Origin of the sequence: Mesorhizobium sp. M7A.F.Ca.AU.001.01.1.1 (genome assembly GCF_004022735.1) — a bacterium.
GTDB lineage: Bacteria > Pseudomonadota > Alphaproteobacteria > Rhizobiales > Rhizobiaceae > Mesorhizobium > Mesorhizobium ciceri.
This window is the reverse complement of sequence record NZ_RZPF01000162.1, coordinates 1-10,145: the sequence shown is the minus strand read 5'-3', so window position 1 is coordinate 10,145 and position 10,145 is coordinate 1. Positions and strand designations below refer to the sequence as shown.

Sequence of the window (10,145 nt, the reverse complement as noted above, 5' to 3'; positions counted from 1 at the left end):
CCATCGTCATGTTCGGTTCGAGCAGCGGCGAGCTGACGCCCGTCGGATTCCGCCAGTTCGTTCCGGATCATGAAGGGGCAAGGCTTCAGACTTTTGCGTACTACACGTCTGGTCCAGGCATCGGCGAGGACATCGCCTCACTGCTCGCTCTGGTCGCAGCCGGCCGGCTCGAAACGCGCGTGGCCTTGACGGCGCCGTGGACAGACGTCGCTCAAGCGCTGGACGCACTGCGACAGCGCAGCTTCAGCGGCAAGGCTGTTCTCACCATAACAGGATGAGCATCCTGTTTTGTCACACGTGCTGGCCGCCATTGATGTGGATTTCCGAGCCAGTCACATACGACGCCTGCTGCGAGCACAGGAAAAAGATGATGTCGGCGACTTCGGCCGTGGTGCCAAGGCGCCTGAGAGGAATGGTCTCGACGATCTTGTCCGTGCCCGGCGACAGGATCGCGGTATCGATTTCGCCCGGCGCAATCGCGTTGACGCGGATGCCGTGCGGACCGAAATCATGCGCCATCTCGCGCGTCAGCGAGCCGAGTGCCGCCTTCGATGTCGCGTAGGCCGTGCCGGCGAAAGGATGCACGCGGGTTCCGGCGATCGAGGTTACGTTGACGATCGAGCCCTTGGCCGCCGCCAGTTCCTTGAACAGCCCGCGCGCCAGCATGATCGGCGCGAAGAAATTGACCTGGAACACGTCGCGCCAGACATGCATCGGCGTGTCGATCGAATTCATGCGGCTGTTGCCGTCCTTGAGCTTCGGCGAAATGCCGGCATTGTTGACCAGCGCATGCAACTGGCCGCCATGCGCTTCCAGCCGGTGGCGAATTTCGGAGACGGCGATGCCGACATCCTCCTGATCGGCGAGATCGACCTTGATGTGGTCTTCCGGCCCGGCCGGCCACGGGCAGTCCTCGGCGAAAGCCTGCCTGGAGCAGGTGATGACGCGCCAGCCCTCGCGCGAAAAACGCTTGACGGTGGCGTGGCCGATGCCGCGGCTAGCGCCGGTCAGCACGATGGTCTTTCGGGTGTCGAGCTCAGTCATTTCAGGTCTCCAGCCGGCAGATGTAGCCGAACGCCGCCGAGGTGGCGAGAGGCCGAAATGTCACCATTCACCTCAAAGGAGGAACCGGGAAGCCGGCTCGCCGTTGGTCCTTGAATGCGGAAAGGGTGCGGGGTTCTGAATCAATCTATCAGGACAAAGTCATGACACAGACAGCACCCCTCGACATCGCCACCGCCTTCACCAAAGCGTGGACAGGACACGACCTCGAAAAGGCAGCATCCTATGTCGCCGACGACGTCGTTTTTGATGGGCCGATGCAACAGTCGACTGGCAAGGCCCCCTACCTCGAGGGCCTGACCAAACTTTCACAGGATGTGACCGGTGTGCGCATGATCGCGGCCTTCGGAGACGACCACCAGGCGCTGCTAATGTATGACTTGATGACAGAGTCGTCCGGCGCGCTTTCCTGCGCCAAGCACCTCACCATCAGCGACGGCAAAATTCACAGCGACAAACTGACCTTTGACAGCAAGAAGCTGGGCAGCGCCAAACCAAAGGCGAATTAGCAGGTCTACTCAGCCGCCAAGGAGGTCGAGGATCGAGGTCTGCCGCTTCTTGCGCGGGCCGCCAACGTCGCCTGGCGGCACCGGGTGCTTGATCGACGCGGTGGCGCCGTCATCCCCCGGCATGGAAAGGCCATCGGCATCGACGGTTTGGGCGGGACGAGCCGCGCGGACCGGCGCTGGCGCTTGGGCAACCGGCGCTGCTGGCCGCGCTGGTGCCTGCTGGCCGACCGACGTGGACGGAACCGGCGCCGTGTTGTTCGCCGAGGGTATCTCGTCGGGGACGATTGTGTCGCCCGGCGTCGATTTCCAGGTGCCGGGCAGCGGCCGCACCGGCACACCTTCGTGGGCCGCAACCATGAACTCGTGCCAGGCCTGCGCCGGCAGTGCGCCGCCGGTGACCTTCTTCATCGGGCTGCCATCATCATTGCCGAACCACACACCGGTGGTGAGATTGGCGGTGTAGCCGACGAACCAGGCGTCGCGCGAATTCTGACTGGTGCCGGTCTTGCCGGCCGATGGCCAGGCGAAAGCCGCTTTCCGGGCAGTGCCGATCTCAACCGTGCCCGTCATCATCGAGTTCATCATGCCGACGATCTCAGGCTTGACGACGCGCGGCGCGCTGCCGCCGCCGCTGTCGTAAAGCACTTTGCCCTCGGTGGTCGTCACGCGCCGGATGAAATGGATGTCGGGCTTGTAGCCGCCATTGGCAAAGGGGACATAGGCCGATGTCAACTCCAGCGGCGTCACTTCCGAAGTGCCGAGCGCGATCGAGGTGTTGGCTGTCAGGTCGGACTGGATGCCCATGCGGTGCGCCGCCTCGACAACCGCGTTCGGCCCGACCTCCATGGTCAGCTGCGCTGCCACCGAGTTCAGAGACTTGGCCAGCGCAGTGGCCAGCGTCACCTTGCCGAAATACTTGCCGCCGTAATTGTCGGGCGTCCAGTTGCCGATCTTGATCGGCGCATCGTTGCGGATGCTGTCGGGCGTGCGGCCGGCTTCAAGAGCGGCCATATAGACGAACGGCTTGAATGCCGAACCCGGCTGGCGACGTGCCTCCGAAGCACGGTCGAACTGGCTGGTCGAATAGTCGTAGCCGCCGACCATGGCGCGCACCGCACCGGAATCGTCGATCGACACCAGGGCGCCCTGGCTGACGTTGAGTTTCTTGCCGCTGTCGTCGATCAGCCTGCGGATCGATTGCTCGGCGAGCTTCTGCAGGTTTAGGTCGACGGTGCTGTCGATGACGATATCGCCGCGTACGTCGCCGATCAGGTCGGGCAGTTCCTCCATGATGGTATCGGCGACGTAATTCTCCGAGCCGGTCCAATAGGACGGCGCACGCGTTGCCGGCGCGCTCATCGCCGAGGTCAGTTCCTTGGCGCTGATCTTGCCCTCGTCGCGCATGGCGGCAAGCACCAGCTGCGAGCGCTCCTCGGCGGCCTTCGGATCGCGTGCCGGGGACAGCCGCGACGGCGCCTTCAGCAGGCCGGCAAGCAATGCGGCTTCCGACAGGGTGACGTCGCGCGCGCTCTTGCCGAAATAGCGGCGCGAGGCGGCTTCGACGCCATAGGCGCCAGAGCCGAAATACACCCGGTTCAGGTACATTTCGAGGATCTGGTCCTTGGTGTGCTTGTGCTCCAGCCATAGCGCCAGCAGCACTTCCTGCACCTTGCGCTCCAGCGTGCGGTCGGGTGTCAGGAACAGGTTCTTGGCCAATTGCTGGGTCAGCGTCGAGCCACCCTGCGAGAAATGCCCGCCAAGCACATTGGTGACCATGGCGCGGGAAAGCCCGATCGGGTCGATGCCGAAATGCGAGTAGAAGCGCCGATCTTCGATGGCGATGACGGCTTCCGGGATATAGGGCGACATTTCGTGCAGGCCGACCGCCTCGCCGCCGCTCATGCCGCGATTGGCGAGCAATTGGCCATCTGCCGAGACGATCTTGATGTTGGGGGCGCGGTCGGGAATCGACCAGGTCGTCGCCGCCGGCATCTTGGCGCCGTAGTAGATGACGATGCCGGCCACGGCGATGCCGCCCCAGATGGCGAGCACGAAGCACCAGTAGAACAGCCGGCCGAGCACGCCGAACAGGCCGCGCCGGCTTCTGCCGCGCTTGACCCGCGACGATTTCCCTTTGGCCGGCTTGCGTTTTGCGGAGGCTTTGCGATTGCTCGGCACGACGCGATCCTCCTCGTTCACCGAAAGACCCGCCGAGGACCGCGCCTGCGGCGGCCCCTCGAAACTGGGTTCGATGCGACTGTCTCTGCGGTTCGCCATGCGCTGTGCTTGATGTCCCCGATGCCTATGGCGTTCGGGTTGAAGAGTAGATGCGGCGATTTAAGGGCGGGTTAAGTCGTGTTCGAATGCCGGCCTTGGGGTTGGGCAGCCAAAAACGCCAGCGTCTGCTCTTTGCAGGTTACTGACGCCACGCTGTTCGCTGTCTCGTTCAGATGGGCTCGAACTTCACATCCGGCTGGTCGGGACCGCCGGCTTGCCGCAACAGCGCGACAATGTGTTCGCCCCTGTCGACCGGCTGTCGCCTCCAGTTCGAGGCGTTCGTGACGTGCAGCCAGCCCTCGACCATCATGAAAAAATCCTCGGATTGATCATGTCCGGCGCCGAAGCGAAGCGATTTGTTTTCAGCGAATCGAACCAGCGCCGGATCGATCGACCTGTAGAGCACAGGCCAGTTGCCGCCGCCGGAATCCATATGAAACTTGTAGCTCGGGGCGAAATCCAGCCGTCGCCGCAAAAGGCTTCCGTCGAAAAAACAGAAGCCGGGCCACAGGAACCAGCCGCCTGGCGTCGGCGTATCGCGCCGCACGCTGCCGTAGAGGCTTTTGCCCTCCATCCGGGCGCGGATCGAAAACGGTTCAGTCGGAAAGATGTCATGATCGATGAAGCCGAACAGCTTCGGCCCGAACCTGGGCAAGAAATTCCGCACGATCCAGTTGAGCGCTTGACCGTGCGATCTGCTGACGACCAGCCTGTTCTTCGGCAATGCGACATAGGGGACATGCTGGCGACGGCAGAGATCGCGGATTGCTTCCCTTGCCTCGCCCTTGTTGCTGTTGTCGAAAACGATGTAGCTTTCGTGCTCGGCCAGGTATCGGCGTACCAGGTGGATCTGCCATTCGATCATTTCGGGCCGGTTGAAGGCCACGGTGGCGACGACCGCATCGCGGAATACCTGCTCTTGCCCCTGCAATTCGCTGACCGGTGCGGATGTCCTCAGAAAGCGAAACACCCGCCAACGATAGCGCAGCAGCGCCTCGCGCCTTGGCGGCCGGTTCAGCCTCTCCCACTCCGCCACGGTGATCGGGGGCTGATCGACGTCTTCCGGGGCGTCAGAAGCAACCATGTCGCGCCCCCGCATGGCTTAGTTCTGCTGGATCGAAATGCCCTTGTCGTCGATCTTGAGCTCGACGCCCTTGGGTTTGGTCTGCTCGCGATAGACATAGATGCCGAGCGCGATGACCACGACGACGAGCGCGCCGATGACGAGATAGAGCGTATTCTGTTTCATGGCGCGCTCTTTGCGTTGTCGAGCCTCAGGCTCGTTTCAGAACCTTGACCAGTACCAGCAGGATGATGGCGCCGATCGTGGCATGGATGATCGCGGCGAGAGTGCCGCGGCCGATGGAAAAGCCGATCCGCGGAAACAGCCAGCCGGCATGAACGCACCGACGATGCCCACGATGATGTTGCCGATCAGGCCGAAGCCGAAGCCGGAAACGATGAGACCGGCGAGCCAGCCGGCGATGGCACCGATGATGATGAAGACGAGCAAGCTTTCGACACCCATAGCGATTTCCTCCGAGCAAGAGGGCGACCGCGGACCGGAAAGCCCGAATCGGCCTCGACATCAACAGCTTAGGCTATTCGAAAGCAGCCGGCCTCACCAGCGGCGCGCTTATTGATCGTCGTCGTCGCTTGCGGCAGGGCGCCAGCTGGTCGGCTCGACCTTCTTTTGCGTGTGACTGTCGATATAGACCCACCAGCCGTCGTCGCGATATTGCGCGATGGATTCGTTGATGACGCCGTCGCTGTCCTTCCAGGTCACGGAGACCTTGGAGCCGTCTGTCGGCGCGGTCGCAATCGGCTTTCTGTCCGCCATGTCATTATCCCCAATTGCACCGACAAACTGAGCCGACAGAACGCGACGGCCTGTATCCGGTTCCAAACGGTCACCGGCCCGCGGAGCGCGCCAACGGCCCTCAGCTATGGGCGAAGATATCCTCTTCGTCCCAGCCCATCAGGTCAAGCTTGGCACGCGTCGGCAGGAAGCGGAAGCAGGCATCGGCCTCCTTGGTCCGCCCATCGCGCGCCAGCCGTCCGGCCAGTACATCGCGCAACCGGTGCAGATAGAGCACGTCGGAAGCCGCATATTCGAGCTGTTCGGGCGACAGCGTCTCGGCCGCCCAGTCCGACGATTGCTGCGCCTTGGACAGCCCGACGCCGAGAAGCTCGAAGCAGATGTCCTTGAGCCCGTGGCGGTCGGTATAGGTGCGGGTCAGCCGCGAGGCGATCTTGGTGCAGAACACCGGCTCCGGCATGACGCCGAACGCATTGTAGAGAACGGCAAGATCGAAGCGGCCGTAGTGGAACAGCTTGGTTACGCCACGGTTCCTCAGCAGGCTGACGAGGTTCGGCGCCTTCTTCTGGCCGGGCGCGATCTGGATGACGTCGGCGCTGCCGTCGCCGGGCGAAATCTGCACCACGCACAGCCGGTCGCGATGCGGATTGAGCCCGAGCGTTTCGGTGTCGATGGCCACTGCCCCGACATTGTAGTGCGAGAGGTCGGGCAGGTCGTTTTTATGGAAACGGATATCGGCCATTGTCTTCTCCGGTCGAGCCCTACAGTGCCCCCTGACCCGCAGGGGATGCTGCAGCGCTTTATCTTGTGGCCCGTCCTCGCCGCGATCGGCTGAAAAATCAACAGGAAAACAGGGGTTCCGCTGCTCAGCGCGTCAAGGCATCGAGAATCCGCGCCCAGGAGCGCTGGCCCTTGTGGAAGGAGCTGAGCTCGTATTTCTCGTTGGGCGAGTGGATGCGGTCGTCGTCGAGGCCGAACCCGACCAGCAGCGATTCCATGCCGAGATAGGTCTGGAAATCGCCGACAACCGGAATGGAGCCACCGCTGCCCGTCGTAACCGCCGGCTTCGGCCATTCGTCGGACAGCGCATTCTTGGCCTTGGCCAGGAAGGGCGAGTCGTAGGAAAGCTGGATTGCCGGCGAGCCGCCATGCGGATGGAATTCGACGGAACAGTCGGCCGGAATGCGCTCCTTGACGAACTTCTGGAACGCGGCCCGGATTTTTTTCGGGTCCTGCTTGTGGACAAGGCGAAACGAGACCTTCGCCGAGGCTTCGGCCGCGATCACCGTCTTGAAGCCCTTGCCGGTATAGCCGCCGATGATGCCGTTGAACTCGGCCGTCGGCCGCGCCCAGGTCAATTCCAGCACGGAGCGGCCCTTTTCGCCCGACGGGATCGACAGGCCGACCGGTCCCAGGAACGTCTCGGCAGTCTCGCCGAGCGTCTCCCATGATTTCAGGATCTGCGACGGCGTTTCCTCGACGCCATCATAGAAGCCGGGAATGGTGATGTGGCCGTCCTTGTCGTGGACATCGGCCAGCACCCTGGCCAGGACGCGGATCGGGTTGGCGGCGGCACCACCATAGAGGCCCGAATGCAGGTCGCGGTCGGCGGCCTTCACCGTGATCTCCTCACCCACCAGCCCGCGCAATCCGACGCAGATCGACGGCGTGTCGCGATCCCACATGCCGGTATCGCAGACCAGCGCGAAATCGGCCTTGAGTTCGCCGGCATTGGCCTCGAGGAACGGCTTCAGCGAAGGCGAACCGGATTCCTCCTCGCCCTCGAACAGGATGGTGATGCGGCAAGGCAGATTGCCATGCACCTGTTTCCAGGCGCGGCAAGCCTCGACGAAGGTCATCAACTGGCCCTTGTCGTCGGCCGACCCCCGACCGACGATCACCTTGTGGTCCGGCCCGACCTCCTTGACAGCAGGCGCGAACGGATCGCTTTCCCACAATTCGATCGGGTCGACCGGCTGAACGTCATAATGGCCGTAAAACAGCACATGCGGCGAACCGGCCGGGCCGTCATGGTGCGCAACCACCATCGGGTGGCCGGGCGTGTCGCGAACGCTGGCGTCGAAGCCGATCAGCTCGAGTTCGGCCACCAGCCATTCCGCCGCCTTGCGGCAGTCGGCGGCATAGGCTGGATCGGTGGAGATGGACTTGATCCTGAGCAAGCCGAACAGGCGCTCGAGGCTCTGGTCGAGATTCTTGTCGAGACGGTCGAGGACGGGGGAAACTGCGGACATATGTGAAGCCTTTCGATTCAGAACCGGAACCGTAAAGGCATGACGGGAAAACGAAAAGCCCGCGATCATTGGACCACGGGCTGCAAACGTCTCTGCGAGGCAAAAAAAGACCGCCGTGGTGGAGGGGGAACCACGGCGGCCTTCTACTCGAAACGATGCGGCAGCCCGGAGAGGGGGGATAGGCTGCCGCAGGTGTCCGGGATAGGCGGGGGACGGGCCTTGCTCCGGACTCGGCGAAAACTGCCGATGACGTGTATTTGGGTCTCTGAACGTGGCGATTCAAGGGCACGAAAATTACAGTTTTGTAACATGGGCGTGAGCAGGGTGACGGCGATCTGTCAGGGTGTTGCCGGAACCGATAGTCGAGGCTGCCTTTGGCATGGACCAAGCCGCCGCGCCGCGCTATCCCTGCCGGCATGAAAAAAGGCGATCATCTCTTCCTTGTCGACGGCTCCGGCTACATCTTCCGTGCCTATCACGCGCTGCCGCCGCTGACCCGCAAATCCGACGGCCTGCCGGTCGGCGCCGTTTCCGGCTTCTGCAACATGCTGTGGAAGCTGATGCTCGACGCCCGCAATACCGATGTAGGCATCGTGCCGACGCATTTCGCCGTCATTTTCGACTATTCGTCAAAAACCTTCCGCAACGACCTCTACCCCGAATACAAGGCCAACCGCTCGGCACCGCCGGAAGATTTGATCCCGCAATTCGGCCTGATCCGCCAGGCGACCAGGGCGTTCAACCTGCCCTGCGTCGAGATCGAAGGCTACGAGGCTGACGATCTGATCGCCACCTATGCGAGGCTCGCCTGCGAAGCCGGCGGCGATACCACCATCATCTCCTCCGATAAGGATTTGATGCAACTGGTTGGCGATACGGTCGCCATGTACGACCCGATGAAGGACCGCCAGATCGGAATTCCGGAGGTCATCGAGAAATGGGGCGTGCCGCCGGAGAAGATGGTCGACCTGCAGGCACTGACCGGCGATTCGGTCGACAATGTGCCTGGTGTGCCCGGCATCGGGCCGAAGACGGCGGCGCAACTGCTCGAACAGTTCGGTGACCTCGACACGCTGCTGGCCCGGGCCGGCGAGATCAAGCAGGACAAGCGCCGGGAATCGATCATCGCCAACGCCGACAAGGCGCGCATTTCTCGTCAGCTGGTGACGCTGATGAACGACGTACCGGTGACCGAGGGTCTGGAGGATTTCGTCCTGCACGCGCCCGACGGCCCGAAGCTGATCGGTTTCCTCAAGACCATGGAATTCACCTCGCTGACCCGCCGTGTCGCGGAAGCGACCAGCACCGAGGCCGGCGACGTCCAGGCCGTCGCGGTCACCGTCGAACGCGCCGATCATGCCCATGGCCCGGACGTTGGCGCCGGTTTGCCGCCGGTTGCCCGAAACGCGCCTGGCACTGAACCGGACGAAGCCGGCGGGACGGCGGAGACGTCAAAACAAGGCGATACCCCCTCCCTGCTCGCGGCACTAAGGCTGGAGCGCGCGGCCACCGGCAAGATCGACATTTCGGCCTATCACTGCATCCGCGATATCTCGACCCTGAAAGCCTGGGTCGCCGAGGCACGGGAGGCTGGCATCGCCGCCTTCGACGTCAGGGCGACATCCGCCGATCCGATGCAGGCGGAACTGATCGGCATGGCCATCGCCACGGCTCCCGGACGCGCCGCCTACATTCCCTTCGCCCACATGAGCGGCAATGGCGACCTGCTCGGTGGTGGCGCGCTCGAAAACCAGATTCCGCTGCGCGAGGCGCTGGCGGTGCTGAAACCGCTGCTCGAAGACAGATCGGTTCTCAAGATCGCGCAGAACCTGAAATACGATCTTGTCATCATGAGCCGCTACGGCATCGATGTCGCACCGTTCGACGACACCATGCTGATCTCCTACGTGCTCGATGCCGGTACGCCCCATGGTCACGGCATGGATGCGCTTGCCGAAAAGTGGCTCGGTCATACTCCTCTTCAGCTCAAGGACGTGACCGGCTCGGGCAAAAGCTCGGTCGGTTTCGATCAGGTCGACATCGACAAGGCGACGGCTCATGCCGCCGAAGACGCCGATGTGACGCTGCGGCTCTGGCTGGTGCTGAAACCGCGGCTTGCCGCCAAGGGCCTGGTGTCGGTCTATGAGCGGCTGGAGCGGCCGCTGGTGCCGGTGCTGGCGCGCATGGAACAGCGCGGCATCTCGGTCGACAGGCAGATCCTCTCGC

10 protein-coding genes and 1 pseudogene are annotated in these 10,145 nt (G+C 63.0%); 3 read left to right on the top strand and 8 right to left on the bottom strand.

The features are described from left to right. Nucleotides 1–278: zinc-binding dehydrogenase (locus EN884_RS12650; RefSeq protein ID WP_164894990.1), on the top strand; the 278-nt coding region annotated here is incomplete at its 5' end. Nucleotides 279–291: 13 nt separating this feature from the next. On the opposite strand, the gene EN884_RS12645 is transcribed toward EN884_RS12650, so the two are convergent. Further along, a complete protein-coding gene (locus EN884_RS12645) occupies nucleotides 292–1,044 on the bottom strand; it encodes an SDR family oxidoreductase (protein WP_013529556.1) in 753 nt (250 codons plus the stop codon). A 161-nt stretch (nucleotides 1,045–1,205) separates the two neighbouring features. On the opposite strand from EN884_RS12645, the gene EN884_RS12640 reads away from it, so the two are divergent. Further along, nucleotides 1,206–1,571, top strand: coding sequence for a nuclear transport factor 2 family protein (locus tag EN884_RS12640; protein ID WP_027161316.1), 366 nt, complete (start codon nucleotides 1,206–1,208; stop codon nucleotides 1,569–1,571). A gap of 9 nt (nucleotides 1,572–1,580) precedes the next feature. Here the strand turns inward: EN884_RS12640 and EN884_RS12635 are convergent, their stop codons facing one another. The 7 genes and pseudogenes from EN884_RS12635 to EN884_RS12605 form a co-directional block, all read right to left on the bottom strand. After that, the gene (locus EN884_RS12635; protein ID WP_063169020.1) at nucleotides 1,581–3,848 is read right to left on the bottom strand and encodes a transglycosylase domain-containing protein; all 2,268 of its coding nucleotides are present in this window, start codon (nucleotides 3,846–3,848) and stop codon (nucleotides 1,581–1,583) included. A gap of 169 nt (nucleotides 3,849–4,017) precedes the next feature. Continuing rightward, on the bottom strand, nucleotides 4,018–4,932 hold the full coding sequence (locus EN884_RS12630) for a hypothetical protein (RefSeq protein ID WP_063170334.1): 915 nt from the start codon (nucleotides 4,930–4,932) through the stop codon (nucleotides 4,018–4,020). A gap of 18 nt (nucleotides 4,933–4,950) precedes the next feature. Further along, on the bottom strand, nucleotides 4,951–5,097 hold the full coding sequence (locus tag EN884_RS12625; RefSeq protein WP_013529552.1) for a hypothetical protein: 147 nt from the start codon (nucleotides 5,095–5,097) through the stop codon (nucleotides 4,951–4,953). 25 nt (nucleotides 5,098–5,122) lie between these two features. Next, nucleotides 5,123–5,376 (bottom strand): annotated as a pseudogene (locus EN884_RS12620) (GlsB/YeaQ/YmgE family stress response membrane protein). A gap of 108 nt (nucleotides 5,377–5,484) precedes the next feature. Next, the gene (locus tag EN884_RS12615; RefSeq protein WP_013529550.1) at nucleotides 5,485–5,688 is read right to left on the bottom strand and encodes a hypothetical protein; all 204 of its coding nucleotides are present in this window, start codon (nucleotides 5,686–5,688) and stop codon (nucleotides 5,485–5,487) included. 100 nt (nucleotides 5,689–5,788) lie between these two features. Then, nucleotides 5,789–6,409, bottom strand: coding sequence for a ribonuclease D (locus EN884_RS12610; protein WP_013529549.1), 621 nt, complete (start codon nucleotides 6,407–6,409; stop codon nucleotides 5,789–5,791). Nucleotides 6,410–6,533: 124 nt separating this feature from the next. Continuing rightward, on the bottom strand, nucleotides 6,534–7,919 hold the full coding sequence (locus tag EN884_RS12605) for a M20/M25/M40 family metallo-hydrolase (RefSeq protein WP_063170335.1): 1,386 nt from the start codon (nucleotides 7,917–7,919) through the stop codon (nucleotides 6,534–6,536). 416 nt (nucleotides 7,920–8,335) lie between these two features. On the opposite strand from EN884_RS12605, the gene EN884_RS12600 reads away from it, so the two are divergent. Continuing rightward, a partial coding sequence (locus EN884_RS12600) for a 5'-3' exonuclease H3TH domain-containing protein (protein ID WP_281034826.1) occupies nucleotides 8,336–10,145 on the top strand: 1,810 nt, incomplete at its 3' end.

Coding starts and splice junctions, on each gene's coding strand:
- EN884_RS12645 (WP_013529556.1), bottom strand. CDS start 1,044: ATGACTGAGCTCGACACCCGAAAGACCATCGTGCTGACCGGCGCTAGC.
- EN884_RS12640 (WP_027161316.1), top strand. CDS start 1,206: ATGACACAGACAGCACCCCTCGACATCGCCACCGCCTTCACCAAAGCG.
- EN884_RS12635 (WP_063169020.1), bottom strand. CDS start 3,848: ATGGCGAACCGCAGAGACAGTCGCATCGAACCCAGTTTCGAGGGGCCG.
- EN884_RS12630 (WP_063170334.1), bottom strand. CDS start 4,932: ATGGTTGCTTCTGACGCCCCGGAAGACGTCGATCAGCCCCCGATCACC.
- EN884_RS12625 (WP_013529552.1), bottom strand. CDS start 5,097: ATGAAACAGAATACGCTCTATCTCGTCATCGGCGCGCTCGTCGTCGTG.
- EN884_RS12615 (WP_013529550.1), bottom strand. CDS start 5,688: ATGGCGGACAGAAAGCCGATTGCGACCGCGCCGACAGACGGCTCCAAG.
- EN884_RS12610 (WP_013529549.1), bottom strand. CDS start 6,409: ATGGCCGATATCCGTTTCCATAAAAACGACCTGCCCGACCTCTCGCAC.
- EN884_RS12605 (WP_063170335.1), bottom strand. CDS start 7,919: ATGTCCGCAGTTTCCCCCGTCCTCGACCGTCTCGACAAGAATCTCGAC.